We start from the raw sequence: 20923 nt of genomic DNA, 5'->3' as shown, positions 1-20923 counted from the left end.
ATGTCCGGATTCTTCACCTCACGGCTGTTCTTCGTCTCGCTCGCGCTCGTCCTGATCGCGGCGACCCTGCCGCTCTACGTCTCCGGCTATGTCCTCGGCCTGCTCACCGTCGCCTTTTATTTCGGCGTCTTCGCCATGGCCTGGGACCTCCTGTTCGGCTTCGCGGGCGAGGTCAACTTCGGCCCGACCTTCCTGATCGGCGTCGGCGCCTATACGGCCGGCATTCTCAACAACCAGTTCAGCTGGTCGGTCTATCTCTGCATCGTGCTCGGCGCGCTTGCCTCCGTGGTCGCCGGCCTCGTGCTGGCGCTGCCGGCACTCAGGGTGCGGGGGCCGTATTTCGGCCTGACGACGCTGGTTGCGGTTTTGATGCTGCAAAACTTCATTGTGGTGTTTGCCGATCTCACCGGCGGTGAGATCGGGCTGACCATTCCCGACGTTATCACCATCAACGCCGGCGCCAACTACTGGATCGCGCTCGGCTTCATGACGATCTCGGCGGCCATCCTCTACGGCCTGTCGCAATCGCCGATCGGCCTCGTGCTGCAAGCAAGTGGTCAGGACCCGGTGCAGGCCGGGGCGCTCGGCTTCAACATCGTCAAGCACAAGCTCGCCGCGTTCGTTGTCAGCGCGTTTTTCTCGGGACTGTCAGGCGCGCTGCTGGTGTTCTATTTCGGCACCGCCTCGGTCGGCACCGTTGTCGACGTTGCGGTCGGCGTCAACGTCATCGTCTCGGCCGTGCTCGGCGGCCGGCGTACCGTGCTCGGCGCAGCGCTGGGCGCGATCTTCCTGATCGTCGCCGGCGAGTTCCTGCGACCGACCGGCGAGCTTGCGACCTTCATCGTCTCGGCGGTTGCGCTGCTTGTGGTCCTTTTCTTCCCCGGCGGTTTCCTCGGAGCGGCCCTGTCACGCGAGGCGCGTTCATGATGGATCAAACCGTCGCAACCACCTCCGTTCTCACGGTTCGCGGCCTGACCAAGAGGTTCGGCGGCCTGACGGCCGTGAAAAATCTCAGCTTCGATCTGCGTGGCGGCGAGATTTTTGGCCTGATCGGGCCGAACGGTTCGGGCAAGTCCACCGCGATGAAGAGCGTGATGGGCATCGAGCGCCCAAGCGCGGGCGAAGTGATCTTCGAAGGCGAGAACGTCGCGGGCCTTCCCGCGCACAAGATCGCGCGCAAGGGCTTTGGCATGGTGTTCCAGCACTCGCGGCCCCTGAACCGGCAGACCGTGCTGGAGAACATCATGGTCGCGCTGTTGCCGGACAGCCTGTTCATGCTGTTTCCGGACAAGGCGCTGGTCGACCGCGCCAAGTGGATCGCCGACCGCGTCGGACTTGGCGCCGTGATGAATCGCCGTCCGCCGACGCTGCCCTTTGCCGATCTGCGCCGGCTCGAGCTCGCCAAGGCGATCGCACGCGACCCGAAGGTGGTGCTGGTCGACGAGCCCTTCGCCGGCCTGACGCGGGCCGAGGTCGACGTCTTCTCCGACCTGATCCGCAGCTTTCGCGACGAGGGCCGCGCGGTGATGCTGGTCGACCACAACGTCAAGAGCGTCGCCGCGCTCGTCGACCGCGTGCTCGCGATGTATCTCGGCGAGGAAATCGTCACCGGCAAGGCCGACGAGGTGATGCGAAACGAAACCGTGCGGAGGGTCTATCTCGGCGGCGCGATCCAGACCCATGCTCGGCCTGAGACCAGCTTCAAGGACAAGGTGCCGCTGCTGCAGGTGGAGAATGTCAGCGTTTATTATGGCAAGGCGCAGGCGCTGGAGAACGTCTCGATCCATGTCCATGAAGGCGAGTTCGTCTCAGTCGTCGGCCTGAACGGTGCCGGCAAGACCACGCTGTTCAACACCATTTCCGGCTTCCTGCCCTATGACGGCGAGATTCTGCGCAGCGGCGAAAAGCTGCGCGGCACGAGCGCGGCGAAGATCGCGCGCAGCGGCCTCGTGCAATGCCCTGAGTCGCGCGAGCTGTTCGGTGAGATGACGGTGCGCGAAAACCTCGATCTCGGCGGCCAGCATTTGACCGACGAGGCACGCGCGGCGCAGCTCGCCTGGCTGTTCGAGCTGTTCCCGATCCTCAAGGAACGCCAGGGACAGCTCGCACAGACGCTCTCCGGCGGCGAGCAGCAGATGCTCGCGATCGGCCGCGCGCTGATGATGCAACCGCAAATCCTGATCCTGGACGAGCCGACGCTGGGGCTCGCGCCCGTCATCCTCGAGCAATTGTCCAAGGCGCTGGAGAAGCTGCGGCAGACGACGTCAATCACGGTACTGCTCGGCGAGCAGAACGTGACCTTCGCCCTTCCCCACGCCGACCGCGTGTATGTGCTCGAACATGCGCGGATCGTCTGGGAGGGCGACCCCGGGCGGTTCGCCGCGGAGGCCGGCGCCGGATATCTCTGACGATTGCCACAACGACAATAAAACGCAGCAAGGGAGACAAGCATGCCAGTATCGAAGTGCCTCACCAGCAACCTTCTTCTTGCCTCCGCGCTGGCGCTGTGCCTCGCGGCGCCCGCCTACGCGCAGTCCAGCGACCCCATCAAGATTGGCGTCATCGCCGAGGTGCAATCGATCGCGGGCGCCGCGACGCCGGGTGGTGCGCAGATCGCCGCCGACGAGATCAACGCCAAGGGCGGCGTGCTCGGCCGCAAGATCGAGATCGTCACCTATGACAACAAGAGCTCGTCGGCGGATTCGGTGCGTGCGTTCCAGCGTGCGGTGAGCGAAGACAAGGTTTCCGCGGTGATCGCGAGCTATATCAGCGAGGTCGTGCTGGCACTGGAGCCTTGGGCTGCGCGGCTGAAGATGCCGCTGATCACGCCGGGCGCGGCCTCGAACGAGATCACCAAGGCGATCCACAACGACTACGACAAGAACAAGTACACCTTCCACGGTTACCTGACGTCAGCCGCGCAGGCGCAGCTCGTCTGCGATGCCGCAAAGGAGCTGCTCGTTGATCAGCTCAAGTTCAAGACGGTCGCGATCATGAGCGAGGACGCGGCCTGGACCAAGCCGCTCGACGTCGGTTACGAAGCCTGTCTGCCCAAGGCCGGCCTGAAGGTCGTCGAGCATGTGCGCTTCTCGCCTGACACGACCGACTTCACGCCGATATTCAACAACATGGAGAGCAAGAAGCCGGACGTGATCGTGACCGGAATCTCCCATGTCGGCGTGCAGCCGACGGTGCAGTGGAAGAACCAGCAGGTGCCGATCCCGATGTTCGGCATCAGTGCGCAAGCCTTGAGCCCGACCTTCTGGAACGACACCAACGGCGCTGCCGACGGCGTGCCTTCGCTGGCGGTCGCAACACCCGACGTTGCGGTGACGCCCAAGACGAAACCGTTCGCAGCCGCCTTCAAGGCCAAGTTCGGCACGCCGCCGGCCTATACCGGCTATACCGCCTATGACGATGTCTACATCATCACGGATGCAATCAAGCGCGCGGGCTCGACCGATCCGGACAAGATGGTCACCGAGCTGGAGAAGACCGACTTCGAGGGCACGATCGGCCGCATCCAGTTCTATGGCAGGAACGACGAGTTCACCCACGGCATCAAGTCCGGTCCCGGCGCGGTGACCGGCCTGGTGTTTCAATGGCAGGACGGCAAGCAGATCACGGTCTGGCCGCAGAAGATCGCGGAAGGGAAGCTCAAGTTTCCCAATTTTGTGAAGCTGTCGCAGTAAAGGCTGTCCCCCTCAAACGCGTCATGCCCGGGCTCGTCCCGGGCATTTGCGTCCTTGTCTCGGTGCGTCCCTCCGATGAAGCGCCACTTGCAAATTTCGCAGGGTCGATCAGAGTGACCATCAACAGCACGCAGGCATCTCAGAACCTGCGGCTCATCGCGGAGGACCCATGCTCCCCTATGTCAGCCACGACCCGCGCTTCGAGCGACTCGTCATCGGTCATGTCAATATCGAGAAGCTTTTTACCGGCTGCCGCTGGGCCGAAGGCCCGGCCTATTTCCCGGCCGGCCGCTACCTCGTCTGGTCCGACATTCCCAACAACCGGATGATGCGGTTCGACGAGACCGATGCATCGGTGTCGGTATTCCGCTCGCCCAGCTTCAATTCCAACGGAAATACGACCGATCGCCAGGGACGGCTTGTCAGTTGCGAGCATTTCATGCGGCGCGTCACCCGCACCGAGCATGACGGCTCGATCATCGTGCTGGCCGACCAGTTCGAGGGCCGCCGGCTGAACTCGCCGAATGATGTCGTGGTCAAATCCGACGACTCGATCTGGTTCTCCGATCCGACCTACGGCATCGACAGCGACTATGAAGGGCAGCAAAGCCCGTCCGAGATCGGCGCCAGCAACGTCTACCGGATCGACGGCAGCAACGGCAAAATCACGCGCGTCATATCCGACCGGGTGCAACCCAACGGACTGGCCTTCTCGCCCGACGAGACGCTGCTTTATGTGGCCGACACCGGCGCCACGCACGTCCCCGGCCTGCCCGCAACGATCTGGTCCTACAAGGTGGAAGGACAGCGAACGACCGGAGACGCCGCTCTCTTTGCCACCTGCGCCGAGGGTCTCTACGACGGCTTCCGCTGCGACATCCATGGCAACATCTGGACGTCGGCAGGTCGCAGTGTGTTCTGCTACGCGCCTGATGGCACTCATATCGGCACGGTTCCGGTTGGAGAGATCGTCGCCAATGTCTGCTTCGGCGGCCCCCGCCGCAACCGGCTCTACATCTGCGGCCAGACCTCGCTGTACTCGATCTATCTCAACACGCGCGCGGCGGTGTAGGGAGCGCCACGAGCACGCACGGCCGCACGACAAACAAGAATGTCGAGAACAACCCCATGCAAAGTAGCCTTTGGCGAGGGGCATCAGCTAAAGCGATGCGTCAGCTCGTGACGCGTTCGCCGCGCCCATAGACCAGCAGCATGAAGATGATGACGAGGCCGTAGATCACCTGCCGGCCAGCTTCGGGCATGTCCATGATCGAGAGTACGCTGTTGAGCAGCACGATCAGAACGACGCCGATCAGCGTGCCGAGATATCGGCCGCGACCGCCCAAAATGTTGGTGCCGCCGATCACCACCGCCGCGATCGACGGCAGCAGATAGGCATCGCCCATGCCCTGATAGGCCTTTGTGGAATAGCCGGCGAGCAGGACGCCGGCGAGTGCAGCCGCAGCGCCGCAGATGACGAAGCAGATCACGGTAATGCAGCGGGTGTCGACGCCGGCGAGATACGCTGCAGCCTCCTTGTTGCCGATGGCATAGATGTAACGGCCGAGCGCGGTCCGCAGGAGCATGACGGCGACCAGCACGGACACCGCGGCCCAGACGAACAACGCATTGGGAATGCCGAGCGTACGGTCGGCGGCGAGCGTCCGCATCAAATCGGTGGCGGCCGTCTGCGGCGCGTAGCCGCCGGTATGGGCAACCATCAGACCGCGCATTACCGCGTTGACGCCGAGGGTGAAGATCATCGAGGGCACGCGCAAATACGCGACGCCGATGCCGTTGACGAGCCCAACGAGTAGACCGATCCCGAGCCCGACCGGAATGGCGAGCGGGCCACCGATCGACGTCGCCATCATGGCGGCGGCAGCCAGCGTCCACGGCACCGACAGGTCGATCTGGGCAATCAGGATCACGATCATCATGCCGGCCGCGACGATGCCGAGGAAGGCGCCGATCTGGAGCTGCTGCAACAGGTATGTCGGCGACAGCAGCGGCGCGCTGCCGAAACGGGCGAACGTATAGACGGTGCCCGCCACCAGGATCACCAGGATGAACAGCGCCGCAATCAGGATCGGGCGGTCGTCGCGCGAGAGGCTGAGAGAGGCCGACGTCATCGAAAGAGCTCCAGCGTGTTCTTGACGCGCAAGACGCCGAGCGCGCCGATGCTGACCGCCGCCAGCAGGATCAGGCCCTCGAACAGCGGTTGCAGCAGGGGCGCAATGTCGAAGATGCGGAAGAAGAAGGAGATCACGCGCAGGACCATGGCCCCGAAGATCGAGCCGATCGCGCTGCCGGTACCACCGAGCAGCGACGTGCCGCCGATCACGACGGAGGCGATGGAGTTGAGCGTATAGGCGCCGGCCTGCGGAATGTCGGCATTGCCCGAGGAGGTCTGGATGGCCAGGAAAAGACCCCCGCAGCCGGCGAAGAAGCCGGCGAGCGTGAAAGCCGCGATCTTGGCGCGGTCGATCGGCAGTCCCGACATATAGGCGGCGCCTTCGGCCGAGCCGACCGCATAGACGGCGCGGCCGAGCACGGAGCGGCGGAACGGCACCCAGACGAGGAGAGCGATCAGGACCAGCAGCACGAAGGGCACGGGGATCCATGCCATTGGCGCAAACCAGCCTGCCGCACCGTCGTCGAAAATGTGCACTGTCGCAGCGAAATCGCCGAGCGAATTGGTCAGCGCCCAGTTGAGATCCTCATCGATCTTGCCGCCCGGCGTCGGCCGCAGGAACAGCGCGATACCGATATAGACCGCGCCGGTCGCGAGCGTCGCAATGATCGGCTGGATGCGTCCATAGACGACGACGCAGCCGTTGACGAAGCCGGCCAGTGCACCGATGGCCAGGCACACGACGATTCCGAGCAGGATGCCGCTGATGCCGCCGGGAAAGGTACCCAGAGAAAGATGCAGGCCGAAGATATCGAGATGCAGCGGAGCGCCTCCCGGCGTGCCCGTAAGCAGATAGCTCGCAAAGCACCCCACCATGGTCATGACGGCGCCGACCGAGAGATCGAGGCCCGACGCCAGCACGGGGACGGTCTGGGCCATGGCCAGCATGGCAAGCGCAAAGATCTCGTCGCTGTTCTGCACCAGAACCGCTGAGGAGAAGCCCTTGGGATGCGCGAGGTTGTAGAGCACATAAAGGACGCAGAACAACAGGACGGCGGTGACGATGCCGACGTTCTGGCGGACGCGAATGGCCACATCGTCAAGCATGGACGGCTCCGGTGCCAGCCGGCGCTGCGGCATCGATGTTCAGCGCGCTTGCGATGATATTGGTCTCGGTGAGTTCATCGCCCTCGAGCTCGCGCACGATACGGCCGTCATACATGATCGCCACCCTGTCGCAACAGCCGATCAGCTCGTCATAGTCGGTCGAGTAGAACAGAATGGCGGCGCCCTGGTCGGCAAGCTCGCGCATCAGCCGGTAGAGCTCCTGCTTGGTGCCGACGTCGATGCCGCGCGTGGGATCGTTGAGCAGGATGATGCGCGGCTCGGTCATCAACCATTTGGCGAGCACCACCTTCTGCTGGTTGCCGCCCGACAGCGTCGAGACCGCGTCGCCGGGCGCGCCGATCTTGATCTGGAGCCGCGCAATGGCACGCTTGACCGCTTCGCTCTCCTTGGCCCGATCGACCAGAGGTCCGGTCGAGATTGCGGCGAGCGAGGCGACAACCAGATTGTCTGATATCGACATCGGCAGCATCAGGCCTTCCGTCTTGCGATCCTCGGGTACCAGCGCAATGCCCGCCGATTTCGCGGCTGCCGGAGAGCCCGGCCGTACCTCGCGGTCTTCGACCGTGACCCGCCCGGAAATACCGCGCAGCACGCCAAAAAGCGCGAGGAGGAGGGATTTCTGGCCCTGGCCGTCGAGGCCGCCGAGGCCGACGATCTCGCCGGCGCCGACACGGAGCGAGATGCGGTCGAGACGACCTTCCCACGACAGGTTGTCGAGCGCCAACATCGGTTTCACCGAGCTGCGGGCCGGTTTGGGAGGGTATTGAGCCGCGATGTCGCGACCGATCATGAGCTGAACGATCTCCGCGGTCGAGCGCCTGCCCTTGTCGAAGGTTTCGATGTGGCGCCCGTTGCGAAACACGGAAGCACGGTCGGCGAGCGCCTCGACCTCGTGCATGCGGTGCGAGATATAGAGAATGGCAACGCCCTCGGACTTGAGCCGCGCCAGCATCGCATAGACCTTCTCCACGTCGGCGCTGGTGAGAGCCGAGGTCGCCTCGTCCAGGATCAAAAGCTGCGGCTTCTTGCCGAGCGCCTTGGCGATCTCGACGATCTGGCGGCGCGACAGCGGCAAGTCGCGGACGCGCATCAGCGGGTTGACGTCCTCGCACCCGATCTCGGCCAGCAGCGCCTCGGCGCGGCGGCGCTGGGCCCGCGCGTCGATCAGGCCGAACCGGCGCGGCGGCGAAGCGATCGAGATGTTGTCCGCGACCGAAAGGTCGGGCATCAGCGACAGTTCCTGGAAGATGCAGACCACGCCGGCGGCATTGGCGGCCGACGGTGTCGCGAAGCTCACATCATGTCTGGCGAGGCGCATGCTGCCACTATCGGGCTGCACCACGCCGGCGATGATCTTGATCAGTGTCGATTTGCCGGCGCCGTTCTCGCCCAGCACGGCGTGGATCTTGCCGCGCTCACAGGCGAAGTCGACGCCTTCCAGCGCCCGCACGCCGGCGTAGCGTTTCGAAATACCGGACAGTTCGAGAAAGGCTCCTTGCGTTCGGACCGCATCCGACATGGCGGATCCTCACGCAGCGGCGGCCCGGCCAAGGCCGGGCCGCAAGCATGACATCTCCAGCCCTGTCACTGGGTGTTCTTTTCGCTTTGTGACATGATCTCCGGCGCGGTGAAATTCACGCCGCAAGGCGTGAACTGGTTCGGCGCGAAGAAGTTCGCGTTGAGATCGGGCCAGTAATTGGTGCCGGGCTTGAGATCCTTGTAGGTCGCGACCGGAATCGGGATCGAGATCAGCTGCGGCATGGGATTGCCCTGCAGCGCCGAGATCGCCGCTTTCATGGCGATGGCGACCAGCGCCGGCGACTGACCGTAGGACATGCCCTTGAGGCCGTCCTTGGCGTGATCGGCGATCTGCTTGCGATACTCGTTCTCGCCCTCGCCCGACATCGGCACGAAGGGATGCTTGGCCGACATCATCGCCTGCACGGTGCCGTCGGAGCCGCCCTGCGTAAACACGCCGTCGAAGTGGCCGTGCACCGCAAGCGCGTCCGCCGTCACCTTCTGCGAGGTGCCGGTATCCCAATTGCCGACCACTTCGGTGATCTTGAAGCTGTTGCCGGGTGCTTCCATCACCTCGCGGAAGCCAAGATGGCGGTCGCGGTCGACGGAATTACCGGGCAGGCCGCGGACCTCCAGGATGTCGCCGGACTTCTTGCCGCTTTCATCCATGATCCATTTCGCCGACATCCGGCCCATTTCCTTCTGGTCCTCGTTGACCATCATCACCTTGTCGGTATCGAGGATGTTGTCGAAGGGAACGACCACCACGTTGTTCTTGTCGGCAAGACGGATGATGCGGTCGAAGCCGTCGGGCGCCACCGCGATGGTGACGATGCCGTCAAAGCCCTGATTGATGAAGTCCTCCATCGCGCCGAGTTGCGCTGCAACATCGGTGCCGGTCGAGACCACCTTGAACTCCTTGATGTTCTCCTTGATGCCGGGCTGCTCGGCAAACGCCTTCGCCGTCTTCACCATCTGGATGCGCCAGGTGTTGCCGACGAAACCGTTGACGAGAGCAATCTTGTAAGGTCCCGGCTTCTTATCCCACTGGAAGAACTTGGTCTGGCTGGACCAAGGCTTGAAACATCCGGGATCGGCGCCCGGACCGGACACGACCTTGGGGCCTGCCAAAGCACTGACCGGGGATAGCAGGAGACCGGCACAAGCCAGCCCTGCAAGACGATGCGTCCATTCCATGTCCCTTCTCCTTGAGCGTTTTACGTTTCCAACCCTTGAATTGGCCGATGGCCATGCCGGGAATTGGGCTTCCCATGCAATTTACCCGGCTAGGATGGCACGCAATCTGCGATGCGCACAAGCCGAAGGCCCATCGTCGCCCTCGGCTCGCGCCAAACAAGCCAGCAAAAATCCATCACAAAAACGGGAGGCACTGCGACCTCGTGCAGCGCGCCTGAGGACGCGCCGATGATGGCGCAAAAAGAATGATACTCAGGGGAAAATGTCCGCGGTGGGCGCCGAGCCCCCAGTGGGCGACGCGACACCTGATCCGAAATCCCGAGCGCGATCGCCAGCGCCGCCCATTGCGGTATGTCCGAACTGCCTAGTGCGGCGCATGTTGACTTTCCACCACCCGCTCCAAATACTCGGCAAAAACAAGCATAAACCGGTCTCGAACGCCGGATCAGAGGGAGGATAGGATGCCGACTTCACGCAGGACGCTGCTGAAGACCTCGGCGGCTGCCGCCGCCGCACTCAGCCTCGATTGGACACGGGCCCAGGCACAAGCTGAAACTTTGCGCATCGGCGTGATCTACGATCTGACCGGCCCGTTTGCGGCTGGCGGCTCGGTTGCCTCCTCGATCGGCGCGCAGATCGCGATCGACCTCGTCAACGAGAAGGGTGGCATCGGCGGCAAGACCAAGATCGTCCCTGTTGCCGCGGATTCCCAGAGCAAGCCCGACGTCGCGATCAACGAGGCAACACGTCTGATCGACCAGGAGAAGGTCGATATCATCAACGGCGTCTATGCAAGTGCTCACGCGGTGCCGCTCGCGGCAAAGGTCGAGCAGCAGAAGAAGATCCTCTGGATCACGACCGCTGTCTCGACCGCCGTGTTCAAGGACAAGAACCTGCAATATGTTTTCCGTGCCCAGATTCACTCCGACCAGTATGGCCAGGCCTTCGCGGCTTTCCTCGCCGAACATGCGAAAGGCAAGCTCGGCATGGATCCGAAGGACGTCAAGGTCGCGCTGATCCACGAGGACGGCCCCTATGGGGTGGGCGTGGCCGCCGCCGACGAGGCCTATGCGAAGGAGGCCGGGATTTCAGTCGTGCTGCGCGAGGGCTACTCGGCGTCTGCGCCCGACCTCTCAGTGCTGGTGACGAAGATCAAGCGCGCCAAGGCCGACGTGATCTCGCATGCCGGATACAATCCCGACATCACGCTGTTCCTGCGCCAGGCCCGCGAGAGCGGTCTGCGCTTCAAGATGCTGTTCGGTGCCGGCGCCGGCTACAGCCAGCTCGACAAGCTGCGCGCGACGTTTGGCACCGACATCGACAATTTCTGCAACATCGACCCGGTGCCGGCGCAATTGCTCGATCCGTCCAAGCTCGCCCCCGGCATGGGCGATCTCATCAAGGCCATGGTTTCGCGCTATCAGGCGAAGACGGGTGCGACCGACGTGCCGCCGCACTGCTCGATGGGCTTTAACCAGACCTGGGTGCTGCTCAACAACGTGCTGCCGGTGGCGAAGGAGAAATACGGCAGCTTCGAGCCGGATGCGATCCGCAAGGCCGCGCTCGACGTCGACATCCCCGCGGGCGGCACCATCCAGGGCTACGGCGTGAAATTCTTCCCGCCGGGCACGCCGCTCTCCGGCCAGAACGAGCGCTCGACACCGGTCGTGATGCAGAATGCCGGCGAGCACATCTCGGTGGTGTGGCCGACCAACATCCGCACGCAAGACCCGGTGTTTCCGCTGCCGAAGGGATCAACCTACGGGGCATAGTTGCCGCGATGACGGAACACCCTCCCCCCTTTGCGGGAGAGGGCGCTTTGCGCCACCTTCTCCCGCAAGGGCAGAAGGGAAGGCAGCATGCTTTTGGTCAAAGCAGAGCGCGCTCACCCCGCCCTCACAACACCACCCGCCGCCCCTCCTCCGCGGCCCAATAGCCGGCGTAGTTCACCTTGATCGTCTCATAAGCCAGCGCGAGATCCGACAGCGGCTGTCGCCCCGTCGCCGCGCACTCCATGAAATCCTGGATCTCCTGCAAATAGCCGCGTGTCCACTCCTCCTCCAGGCAGACATATTGCCAGCCGGTCTTGCGATCGACCTTTTCGGTGATGTAGACGGAGGCGAGCTTCTCCTCGCTGGTCTGATAGCTCGTCAGATGCGTGTTCGGCGTGATGTTGGCGAATAGCGAGCCACCGCTGGTGTAGGTCTCGATCAGATTGCGCACGCCGCCCATGATCATGTCGCCGGAAAACACCGTCGCCTTGGTGCCGTCGGAGAAGGTGATGGTGAGCGTGCCCCAATCCTCAACATCGACCGGATTGGCCTTGATGTAGGTGCGCTCCTCCGGTTTGAGACCAGCGGTGACGTTGCCGACATCGCAGGTGACGCTCGCGACACGAATCGTCTCGCCGCGCGCTTTCGCCTCGACCTGTTTCAGGTACAGGACGGCAGAGAGTGGGTGGCAGCCCATGCGGATCAGCGAGCCGCCGCCGGTCATCGCCCATTGCGCAGCGTGCGCGGCATGCGAGCCGGAATGGCTCTCCTCGCCTTTCATGAACAGGATCTTGTCCTTGGTCGCCCTGATGATCTCCGCGGTCTTGGTCACCGCCGGCGCGTAGACCCAGTCCTCGGCATACATGAAGAGCTTGCCGGTCCGCTGTATCGCATCGCGCGTGGCCTCCATCTCCTCCAGCACGCGCTCGTACATCAACGCCTTCGGCACGTGCTTCCCGATCGGCTGCTTGTCGCCCTCGCGGCCGAAATAGCCGGCAAAGGGCTTTTCGCAGATCACGTGCTTGCCCGCCTGCATGCTAGCGACGATCATCGTCGCATGCAGATTGGGCGGCGTGCAGATGTCGACGACGTCGATATCGGAATCCGCGATCAGCTCGGAGAAGCTGCGGTAGCTGCGTGCGATCTGATGGCGCCGGGCGAACTCTACGACGTGGTCTCCGCGCGCGGCCACCGCCGCAACCTCGACATCCACGCCATAGACGCGCCGAAACGCGTACATGTGCAGCTCCGACACGAAGCCGCAGCCCACGAGCCCCACCCTGATCTTCGCCATTGCGAGCGCCTCCGTTTGCGCATTGTTTTCCCGTCACCGCAGGCCCTTGCCTGACCGCGCCACCGGCCGCTAGTCTAGTTCGGCTGTTGCCGTTGGGAAAAGGGAGGTTTCCATGAAGTGGTGTCTCGGCGTTTTCTTGGCAGGTGTCCTGATGAGCGCAGCGTATGCGCAGGACTCTCCTTTCCGGAAGGAGCTGAAGCGAGCCGACCTCTCGGGCACGAGCATGGAGGTCATCACCAGCATCAATGAGATCAAGCCCGGCGACTCCTCGGTCCTCCACGTCCATCATGGTGAGGAGTCGTTCTACGTCATGTCGGGCGGAACGATTGAGCTTCCAGACGGCAAGCAGGTGCCCTTCCCGACCGGCACGACCGGCATCAACCGTCGTGACGTTCCTCATGGCGCCTTCAAGGTCGTCGGCGACAAGCCGATCGTCTACCTATCCACGCACATCGTCGACAAAGGCGCGCCACTTTACGACACGCCCAAATAGTTGCGGGGCCGGGAGCCGACTTGGCCGCCTATTGCACGGAGACTCGCACCACGCCCGCGCTCATCATGCCGAGCGCGCGGGCGGCAGGGACGGATAGATCAACGATGCGGCCACGGATGAACGGACCGCGATCGTTGACGCGGCATTGGATCGAACGCCCGCCATAGGACACGGTAAGCACGCTGCCAAAGGGCCGCGTTCTATGGGCGCAAGTCAGCTCGCCATTCCTGGCGGCTTTTCCGTATCCGTAATATGAGGCAAGTCCACTTTCGGCACGCGCTAGAGAAAAAGTCGCAAGACAGAACAATAAAGTGGTCAGCGCTCGCACGGCACCGCTCCGGGTTGGCCTGCCCGGCGCTGCAAACGTCGATCGGTTCCCTGAAGTTCCAGAGGCACTGCCGGTCCGATACCGGCAGCGCCATCACACATTGTTACGATTTGTGAAAAACCAGCGTTCGCAACTCGATGCTTTCGCGCGGGGGTGCATCGACCGGCGTGGTCGGATCGACAAAAGCCGTATGCGGGCCGAAGCGGGTGCGGCCGTCGGTCGCGGAATCATAGCACTTCAGGAGCAGCGCTTCGTCCGGCGTCATCTCCGGGAAATAGAACCAGCGATGGTTCGGGTTGTATTTCACCGAATAGGTTTCGCCGCGGCGGTTGGGGTAGATCAGGTCGGAGGCGACGAGATCGTCGGACGCTACCGTCGTGCCGTCGGCCATCGCGAGCGGAGAATCGCGCAACGGACCGCGGATCGGACGCCAGAGATTGATCACCTGCACGCGCCCCTTGAGAAGCTCCTCGGCCTCGTCCGGCAAATGCTCGCGCACCCGGTTGGCACCTGAGGTGACGGTCTGGTCGACATGGACGCGCGTTGCCGGCTGGCGCGGACTACCGCCGCGGATGTCGGCGGCGCCTTCGACGCGCTTGCGCACGGTATGATCGAAGATGACGACGCGGTCGGCCTTCAGCATCGCGCGGAGAAAAGCTTCGGCGGCGGGATAGTAGATCGCCCTCACCTCTTCGTCGTTGTAAAAATCCTTCACGCGCGTCGGATGGCGCACCAATGCGAAGCCCTCGCGGTCGAGCGAGAAGCTATCCGCGATCAGACGCCCGTCGAAAATCGGGACCTGGTGCGGCTCGGGCAGCGAGGTGGTTTTTGGCTCGCCCGCCGGCGGATCGAAGGCGTAGGTGCGCGGTTTGCCGGAGAGCGGTGCGAGATAGTTGAGCTCGGCCGCGACGAAGGGAAGCGATTCGATTTTTGTTTCTTGCAGGCCCATGGCCAGTCTCCCGATGTGGTCGTCTGGTTGATTTTTGATGGGAGCTAGCGTGGGGCAAGGGGCACGATGCAAATAGCAATGCGGCTGTTACCGGGAATGCAGAACGCAGACGGAATATTTCGACAATGGCAGCCGAGAGGGAAACCTCGTTCTCACCTCACGAATGCTTGAGTGTTTGTGAGGTCTCGTGCCCCGGATGCAACGCGCAGCGCTGCGCCCTGCACCACGTCCGGGACACGAGAAACAACCTACAATCCCGCCCTTGCGATTGCGTCTGAGAAGCTGCGATCGACGATCTCCGCCGCATCGAGCTTCTGCTTGATCAGGCCCCAACGAAGATAGAGATCGATCGTGCCCTGCTCGTCCATGACCACGCTGTCGTCGATCGACGTGATGCGCATTTTTGCACGAGAGAGCCAGTTGAGCGGCACCGCAGTCGGAATGTTCATCAGCTTGCCCCAGGTCTCGGCGTAGCTGCTCACATTGTTGATCGACCATGCGCGCGCGGCGGCGAGGCGCCGGATGAAATCGATCAACTCGGCACGCTTGTCGCGGATCGCGTCGGGCCGTGCCACCTGGAAGCTGAGGCCCGGCGTCAGACCTTCCGAGGTGATGATGCGGCGCGACTTGAACAGCACCTCCTCCTGGCTGATGTATGGCTCCCAGGTCGACCAGGCGTCGACCGAACCTTGGCTATAGGCGATCTTGGCATCGGACGGTGCGAGGAACGCGATCTGCACGTCGGTCGCGCTCCAGCCCTTCTTCTCCAGCGCCGCCAGAATGAGCTGATGGCCGATCGAGCCGCGGCCGGTTGCGATCTTCTTGCCGCGCAGGTCGTCAAGGCTCTTGATCGGCGAGTTTTCTGGCACGAGAATCGCGAGAGTTTCGCCGGTCTGCCGGATAGCCGCGATCGCCTTCACCGGCGCGCCCGAAGCTGCCGCGAAGGTGAAGGGGGCATCGCCAACAAGCCCGGTCTCGATCGCACCGGCGCTCAGCGCTTCGAGCAGCGGCGCCGCCGCAGGAAATTCCTTCCACTCGATCTTGTAGGGCACGTCGTTGAGCTGGCCTGCCGCTTCCATCACGGCCCGCGCATTGCCCTTCTGATCACCGACCCGCAAGGTCGTTTGCGCTGCTGCAAGGTCGATCGAACCCAACAGCAGCGCGCCGGCGAGCATCAGCCGGATCATTCCGCCGCCTCACCGCGGGCGACCTGGCGCTTGGCGACGAGCTGACGCGTCAGCGGAATCAGCTCGCGGCCGTATTCGATGGCGTCGATCAGCGGATCGAAGCCGCGGATCAGGAAGTGCGAGATGCCGAGGTCGTAATAGTCGCCAAAGGCCTCCGCGACCTGCTCGGGCGTGCCGACCAGCGCAGTGGTGTTGCTGTTGGCGCCGGTCAGTTTTGCGATCTCCGTCCACAGGCGCTTGTCGATGCGGCTGCCCTGGTCGGCGAGCGCGAGCAGGCGCCGTGCGCCGGCGGTGGCGTGACCGTCGGCCGGCTTGCGGTAGCCGGTCTTGTCCTGAAGCGCGCTGGCACGCGCCAGGATCGCCTCCGCCTTCTCCCAGGCCTGCTTTTCGGTCGGCGCGACGATCGGCCGGACCGAGAGACTGAAGCGCGGCGTCGACCGGCCGTGCCGTACCGCTGCGTTGTGGACCCGCGAGGTGACGTCGCGCACCTGCGCATAGGATTCGCCCCACAGCGCAAAGGTGTCGGCATGCTTGCCGGCGACGTCGATCGCAGCATCCGAAGCGCCGCCGAAATAGATGCGAATACCGTCCGGATTGTACGGCTTTACCTGCGCAAATCCGTTCTCGACCTGATAGTATTTGCCCTTGTAGGTGAACGGCTTGTCGCTGGTCCATTCCAGCCTCACGATGTCGAGGAATTCGCTGGTGCGCGCATAGCGCTCGTCCTTGTCGTCGAGCGTGTTGCCGTCCTGCCGCAGCTCGGTGGCATTGCCGCCGGTGATGACGTGCAGCGCGACGCGGCCGCGCGAGAACTGATCGAGCACCGCGAACTGGCGCGCCAGGAGCGTCGGCGCAGTGAAGCCGGGACGCTGCGCGATCAGCACGTTGAGACGGTCGGTGACGTTCAGCACGTGCTGAGCCACCTGAAGGGCGTCCGGGCTCGTCGAATTGAACGCGAGCAGTGCGCGATCGAACCCGGCGTTCTCATGCGCCTTCGCCACCGCCTCGATATGCGTGGGGTTCAGGACCGGTCCCTCGCGAACGATCGTCTCCGACGAGTTGTTGTTGCTGATGAAGCCGATGAACTCGATCGACATTGATCCTCTCCTTGTGATGTTCTCAAAGTCCCAGTGCAGCGCGGCCAAGGCCAATGCGCGTCGAATCGTCCTGCGGGGTGTGCACGCGGCCACACAGCACGTCGCGATAATGCCGCTCCAGCGGATTGCTGCGGCTGAGCCCGTGATTGCCGGTGAGCGACAGCGCGTCCTCGACCACGGCGACCGCGTTGTTGGTCACGGTGAGCTTGATCGCATTCGATTCAGCAGCCGACAGCTCAACACCATCGTCGAAGTCGCCGGCGAACGAATTGATCAGCCGGGCATTGACGGCAAGCCGCGCCTCAATGGCGCCGAGCACGTCCTGGGCGCGGGGCAGCGTCGCAAGCGGCGCACCGAGGCTCGAGGGCACACGCTTCTTCAGGAAGTCGATCAGCCAGTCGCGCGCCGCGCGCGCGACGCCGTCATAGATCGCGGCAATGAAGACGGTATGGATAGTCGCCTGCGTGGCATCGAGCCCGCGCCACTCCGCAGGTCTGCGGACATCGATCTCGTAGTCGAGCGGGAATACGACGTCGTCGAAGATGACATCGTGGCTGCCACTCGCGCGCAGGCCGTGATGGTCCCAGGTCTCGACGATGCGGGTACCCGGCAGACCCGCCGGCACCAGGAATTGCCCGACACGCGGCTCCGCCTCATCCGTCCGCGCCCAGACCAGATACCATTTCAGGATCGGCACGCCGGTCGAATAGATCTTGTGGCCGGAGAGCCGCCAGCCGGTCTCGGTCCGTCGGGCGATCGTTGCGGGCAGGCCGCCGCGCGCGGGCGAGCCGAGCTCGGGCTCGACGCGCAGCGCATTGACCAGCGCCAGGCCCTCGACCGTCTCGCGCGCAAGCTTGCGCGACAAGCGACCGGGCCATGTCGGACTGCGCGCCATCACCAGGTGATTGATGTAGTGCATCGAGAGCACGAGTGCGGTGGACGGATCGGCTTTGGCGATGACGCCGATAATGCGTGTCGCGTAGCGTACGCCGGCTCCGGCACCGCCGAGCGCGGCGGGCACCGTCAGCGACAACAGGCCGGCTTCCGACAACTCCTTGAAATTATCGAAGGGAAAGCTGGCCGCGCGGTCGTGCGCGGCGGCACGCTCGGCGAAGACCGCAGCGAGGCCCTGCGCGCGCTCGACATAGTCCAGTTCGCCTTGTGCGGCGCGAGTTCTCGCCGTCGAGTTGCCCTGCAATGTCACCATGTGGCGTCGAGTCCCAACAGGCCGAGGATCTGCCGGCGCAGGTCGGCGAGATAGGGATCGCCGCGATGGCGCGGATAGGGCCGGTCGATGCGGATGTCGGCCTTGACGCGCGCGGGACGCTCGCTGAACACGATGACGCGGTTGGCCAGCACCAGCGCCTCCTCGGCGTCATGGGTCACCAGCAGCGTGGTAAAGCCCTTGCGCTGCCATAGCGAAACGAGCTCGGCCTGCATGGTGATGCGGGTCAGCGAATCGAGCTTGCCGAGCGGTTCGTCAAGGATGAGGATTTTGGGATCGTTCACCAGGGCCCGTGCCAGCGCCACGCGCTGCGCCATGCCGCCGGAGAGCTGGTGCGGATAGGCGTTGCGAAACTCCGATAGCCCGACGAGATCGAGCGCGGCATCGACTCGCGAACGTTGCCTCCTCAAAATGCCTTGGGCTTCGAGGCCGAGCGCGACATTGTCCCAGACAGTGCGCCAGGGAAACAGCGTCGGATCCTGGAACACGACCACGCGGGAGGGATGCGGATCGGTGATACGGGTCTCGTCCTCGCGCAAGGTGCCGGCCCGCGGCTTCTCCAGGCCGGCGACCAGCCGCAGCAGCGTAGACTTGCCGCAGCCGGATGGACCCAGCAGCGCGACGAACTCGCCGGGCTCGACGGCGATGCTGACATCGCTGAGCACCGCAAGCTCGGTGCCGTCGATGTCGAAGGCGTGGCTGACCTGCTCGATGTCGAGCGCGGCACCGGCGGCGGGATAGGCGATGACTTCGGCCGTCGCTACCATTTCACGGTCCCCTTCTGCCACACCAGAAAGCGGTCGCGGATCGCGAACAGCAGCGTGATCGCTCCGGAGCAGAGCAGCGACATCACGATCAGCGCCGCATACATGTTGGCGTAGGCGGCCCAGCCCTGCGCCCATTGCAGGTACCAGCCGAGCTCCGCCTTGACGCCGATCATCTCGGCGATGACGAGCACGGCAAAGGACGCGCCGAGCCCCATGAACAAGCCGACGAAGACGTGCGGCAGCGCTGCGGGGATCGCGACCTTCAGCACCAGGAACGACGGCTTAGCGCCCAGCGTGCGCGCCACGTCGTAATAGGCGCTGCTGACGCTCGCGACGCCCGACCAGGTCAGCACGGTGACGGGAAAACCGGTCGCCAGCGCAATCAGGAAGGTCGAGGCGCTCCAGCTCGACGGAAAGGTGAAGAAGGCAATTGGCAACCAGGCGGTCGCAGGCACTGGACCAATGAAACGCAGCACCGGATGCACCCAATATCCGACCGCGCGCGACCAACCGATCGAAACGCCAGTGACGAAGCCAACGGCCGCACCGATGAGATAGCCGCCGAGCTGAAGCCGGACCGAGGCAAAGACGCTGTCGAGCAGCTTCGGCAGGTCATCGGTATAGACCTCGATGATCGCCTGCGGTGGCGGGAAGAACGGCTGCGGCAGCCAGGCGAACTTTGCAGTCGCGACCTCCCACAGTGCCAGGAACAGGCCGAGCGCCAGCAGCCACGGTGCGCGCTTGCGCAAGGCCCGCCCGGCGGAACCGAGGTAGTCGGCACCGACTGTCCCGAACAGCGCGAATGCGGCGATGATAAAGGCGGCGATCCCAAGCGAATGTGTCCGCGACCAGTCGCTGACGTCGTCCCAGAGCAGGCAGGACAGGCCGAACGCGATCCAGGCGAAGCTCGCCGCGACACCGGCCCCGAATTCCCTCAGCCAGCCCGCAAGCGCAAGCTCGCGCGATGCGGCAGACGGCAGGCCGTCAGACAGCGAATACGTCGACATAGATGCGCTCCGCGAATTTGGCGGTATCGGTGCTCTGCTTGAAGACCTGCACGCTCTTCAGGTCGTCGGCATAGGCCTTGAGCTCGCGCTTGAGCACCTCGCCGACCGGATGGTGGTGATGGGTGTGGTAGCGCACGATGCCTTCGAGGTCGGCGAGCGTCGCAGCCTTCGGCGCGTAGGGCTGGAATGACTTTGCGGCCCGTTCCGGGTTTTGCGACGAGAACATCGCGGCATCCAGCAGCGCCTGCGTGATCGCACGAGCGACCTGTGGCTCGTCGCGTACCAGGCTGCCGCGCAGACCGAGGATGCAGCAGCTCTTGTCGCGATATTCGCCGTCGAGATTGGAGGCGACCTCCTTGTACTGACTGTCCTTGAGCCAGAGATAGGCAAGCGGATCGGACGACAGGAAGGCCTGCACCTCTCCCTTCTGGACGGCGACATCCAGCAGGTTGCCTGGATAGGCGCGCCAGTCGACCTCCTTGAGCGGATCGATGCCGAGCTTTGCGAGCTGGATCGAGAAGAAATTCTTGTCGGGACCACCGAGATCGCCGACAGCAACGACCTTGCCCCTGAGATCCGCAAGCTTGTCAACGCCGGAATTCACGCGCGACAGCACACGCATGCAGCCACCATGAGTGCCGGCCGCGATCTTGACGTCAAAGCCCTGCTCCATCGGCTTCAGCCAGCGCAGTGCCATGCCGAGACCGGCGTCGCTCTTGCCCGTTGCGATCGCCTCCAGAAGCTGATCGGTCGAGCCGGAATAGTTGACGAGCTCGACGTCGAGATTCTGTTTCTGGAAGAAGCCGTGCTCGATCGCCACGGGGACCGGCGCGAGGCAGACGGCACCAGCGTTCCACGACAATTTCAGCTTGCGCGGCGCGCCCGTGAGCACCGGTGCATCGGAGGACGTCCGGCACAGCGGGAACTCGTTGAAATCGATCGTCGGCGCGATCGCACGCGGCGCAAAGGCCTGGGCGCCAATGGCTCCGAGCGGCGCAGCGAAAGCTGTCGCCAAGCCCGCTTGAAGCAGATGGCGCCGATCGAGACCCGACCCGCTACGCTTGTTCTCGTTGTTGCTCACTTGCGCCGTCCTCATTGCCCAAAGCTCCGCCACCCACGCAACGCTTCGCGTTGC

Annotated in this window: 19 protein-coding genes; 6 read left to right on the top strand and 13 right to left on the bottom strand. The window is 63.9% G+C overall.

The window, feature by feature from the left end:
• The 4 genes from ACV1FX_RS16550 to ACV1FX_RS16535 all read left to right on the top strand — a co-directional run bounded on the left by ACV1FX_RS16550 (position 1) and on the right by ACV1FX_RS16535 (position 4764).
• Entirely contained in the window at positions 1 to 927 is a 927-nt protein-coding gene (locus tag ACV1FX_RS16550; RefSeq protein ID WP_473118617.1) for a branched-chain amino acid ABC transporter permease, read from the top strand.
• Positions 927 to 2408: an ATP-binding cassette domain-containing protein gene (locus ACV1FX_RS16545; RefSeq protein ID WP_473118678.1), complete on the top strand. Its 1482-nt coding sequence runs from the start codon at positions 927 to 929 to the stop codon at positions 2406 to 2408. Before ACV1FX_RS16550 ends, ACV1FX_RS16545 begins: the two co-directional genes overlap by 1 nt.
• A 42-nt stretch (positions 2409 to 2450) precedes the next feature.
• Positions 2451 to 3692 (top strand): ABC transporter substrate-binding protein, encoded by a 1242-nt coding sequence (locus ACV1FX_RS16540; protein WP_473118616.1) that lies wholly within the window; start codon positions 2451 to 2453, stop codon positions 3690 to 3692.
• A gap of 169 nt (positions 3693 to 3861) precedes the next feature.
• Complete coding sequence (locus ACV1FX_RS16535) at positions 3862 to 4764, top strand: SMP-30/gluconolactonase/LRE family protein (RefSeq protein WP_473118615.1); 903 nt, start codon at positions 3862 to 3864, stop codon at positions 4762 to 4764.
• 100 nt (positions 4765 to 4864) lie between these two features.
• On the opposite strand, the gene ACV1FX_RS16530 is transcribed toward ACV1FX_RS16535, so the two are convergent.
• From ACV1FX_RS16530 to ACV1FX_RS16515, 4 genes are all read right to left on the bottom strand, one after another.
• Positions 4865 to 5824: an ABC transporter permease gene (locus tag ACV1FX_RS16530; RefSeq protein ID WP_473118614.1), complete on the bottom strand. Its 960-nt coding sequence runs from the start codon at positions 5822 to 5824 to the stop codon at positions 4865 to 4867.
• Positions 5821 to 6933: an ABC transporter permease gene (locus ACV1FX_RS16525; RefSeq protein ID WP_473118613.1), complete on the bottom strand. Its 1113-nt coding sequence runs from the start codon at positions 6931 to 6933 to the stop codon at positions 5821 to 5823. Before ACV1FX_RS16525 ends, ACV1FX_RS16530 begins: the two co-directional genes overlap by 4 nt.
• On the bottom strand, positions 6926 to 8473 hold the full coding sequence (locus ACV1FX_RS16520; protein ID WP_473118612.1) for a sugar ABC transporter ATP-binding protein: 1548 nt from the start codon (positions 8471 to 8473) through the stop codon (positions 6926 to 6928). The genes ACV1FX_RS16525 and ACV1FX_RS16520 overlap by 8 nt, the downstream gene beginning before the upstream one ends.
• Positions 8474 to 8538: 65 nt before the next feature.
• The gene (locus tag ACV1FX_RS16515) at positions 8539 to 9669 is read right to left on the bottom strand and encodes a sugar ABC transporter substrate-binding protein (RefSeq protein ID WP_473118611.1); all 1131 of its coding nucleotides are present in this window, start codon (positions 9667 to 9669) and stop codon (positions 8539 to 8541) included.
• Between the two features lie 461 nt (positions 9670 to 10130).
• Between ACV1FX_RS16515 and ACV1FX_RS16510 the strand changes: the two genes are divergently transcribed.
• Positions 10131 to 11441 carry an ABC transporter substrate-binding protein gene (locus tag ACV1FX_RS16510; protein ID WP_473118610.1) on the top strand — a complete coding sequence of 437 codons (1311 nt, stop codon included), beginning with the start codon at positions 10131 to 10133 and terminating at the stop codon, positions 11439 to 11441.
• Positions 11442 to 11565: 124 nt separating this feature from the next.
• On the opposite strand, the gene ACV1FX_RS16505 is transcribed toward ACV1FX_RS16510, so the two are convergent.
• Positions 11566 to 12735, bottom strand: a complete 1170-nt coding sequence (locus tag ACV1FX_RS16505) for a Gfo/Idh/MocA family protein (RefSeq protein ID WP_473118609.1) — start codon at positions 12733 to 12735, stop codon at positions 11566 to 11568.
• A gap of 151 nt (positions 12736 to 12886) precedes the next feature.
• On the opposite strand from ACV1FX_RS16505, the gene ACV1FX_RS16500 reads away from it, so the two are divergent.
• Complete coding sequence (locus tag ACV1FX_RS16500) at positions 12887 to 13228, top strand: cupin domain-containing protein (protein WP_473118608.1); 342 nt, start codon at positions 12887 to 12889, stop codon at positions 13226 to 13228.
• Between the two features lie 28 nt (positions 13229 to 13256).
• Here ACV1FX_RS16500 and ACV1FX_RS16495 read toward each other — a convergent pair whose 3' ends face one another.
• The 8 genes from ACV1FX_RS16495 to ACV1FX_RS16460 all read right to left on the bottom strand — a co-directional run bounded on the left by ACV1FX_RS16495 (position 13257) and on the right by ACV1FX_RS16460 (position 20884).
• Positions 13257 to 13556 carry a septal ring lytic transglycosylase RlpA family protein gene (locus ACV1FX_RS16495; RefSeq protein ID WP_473118607.1) on the bottom strand — a complete coding sequence of 100 codons (300 nt, stop codon included), beginning with the start codon at positions 13554 to 13556 and terminating at the stop codon, positions 13257 to 13259.
• A 103-nt stretch (positions 13557 to 13659) separates the two neighbouring features.
• Positions 13660 to 14505 (bottom strand): CmcJ/NvfI family oxidoreductase, encoded by an 846-nt coding sequence (locus tag ACV1FX_RS16490; RefSeq protein ID WP_473118606.1) that lies wholly within the window; start codon positions 14503 to 14505, stop codon positions 13660 to 13662.
• A gap of 248 nt (positions 14506 to 14753) precedes the next feature.
• Positions 14754 to 15692, bottom strand: coding sequence for an ABC transporter substrate-binding protein (locus ACV1FX_RS16485; protein WP_473118605.1), 939 nt, complete (start codon positions 15690 to 15692; stop codon positions 14754 to 14756).
• Positions 15689 to 16789 (bottom strand): LLM class flavin-dependent oxidoreductase, encoded by a 1101-nt coding sequence (locus tag ACV1FX_RS16480; protein ID WP_473118604.1) that lies wholly within the window; start codon positions 16787 to 16789, stop codon positions 15689 to 15691. The genes ACV1FX_RS16485 and ACV1FX_RS16480 overlap by 4 nt, the downstream gene beginning before the upstream one ends.
• 22 nt (positions 16790 to 16811) lie before the next feature.
• A complete protein-coding gene (locus ACV1FX_RS16475; protein ID WP_473118603.1) occupies positions 16812 to 17996 on the bottom strand; it encodes an acyl-CoA dehydrogenase family protein in 1185 nt (394 codons plus the stop codon).
• Positions 17990 to 18781: an ABC transporter ATP-binding protein gene (locus tag ACV1FX_RS16470; protein WP_473118602.1), complete on the bottom strand. Its 792-nt coding sequence runs from the start codon at positions 18779 to 18781 to the stop codon at positions 17990 to 17992. The genes ACV1FX_RS16475 and ACV1FX_RS16470 overlap by 7 nt, the downstream gene beginning before the upstream one ends.
• On the bottom strand, positions 18775 to 19788 hold the full coding sequence (locus ACV1FX_RS16465) for an ABC transporter permease (RefSeq protein ID WP_473118601.1): 1014 nt from the start codon (positions 19786 to 19788) through the stop codon (positions 18775 to 18777). Before ACV1FX_RS16465 ends, ACV1FX_RS16470 begins: the two co-directional genes overlap by 7 nt.
• A complete protein-coding gene (locus ACV1FX_RS16460) occupies positions 19766 to 20884 on the bottom strand; it encodes an ABC transporter substrate-binding protein (protein ID WP_473118600.1) in 1119 nt (372 codons plus the stop codon). Before ACV1FX_RS16460 ends, ACV1FX_RS16465 begins: the two co-directional genes overlap by 23 nt.
• Between the last annotated feature and the right edge of the window lie 39 nt (positions 20885 to 20923).

It is taken from the genome of Bradyrhizobium ingae (genome assembly GCF_055791185.1).
This window is presented reverse-complemented; position numbering and strand designations above follow the sequence as displayed.